This is a genomic window from Enterococcus sp. VV15 (genome assembly GCF_005236045.1).
Classification (GTDB): Bacteria; Bacillota; Bacilli; order Lactobacillales; family Enterococcaceae; genus Enterococcus_B; species Enterococcus_B durans.
Window position 1 is genome coordinate 1 of record NZ_QPTY01000131.1, and the last position, 262, is coordinate 262.

Sequence of the window (262 nt, forward strand, 5' to 3'; positions counted from 1 at the left end):
TAGCCTTCAAATTCAACGCGGTGTTCTCGGTTTGTATTACTTAATTTACTTCAAATATCCAGTTTTCAATGAACAAAATAATTTAACAACGCAAGTTGTTAATGGAGCCTAGCGGGATCGAACCGCTGACCTCCTGCGTGCAAAGCAGGCGCTCTCCCAGCTGAGCTAAGGCCCCGATCTAAATTTTGAGTAGACCTCTCAAAACTGAACAAAGTATAAAACAACCAGTGTAGTCTCCGTAATATTCCTTAGAAAGGAGGTG

1 tRNA gene is annotated in these 262 nt (G+C 42.0%); it reads right to left on the reverse strand.

The features are described from left to right. Window positions 1-102 precede the first annotated feature (102 nt). Window positions 103-175, reverse strand: a tRNA-Ala gene (locus tag DVW83_RS14975). Between the last annotated feature and the right edge of the window lie 87 nt (window positions 176-262).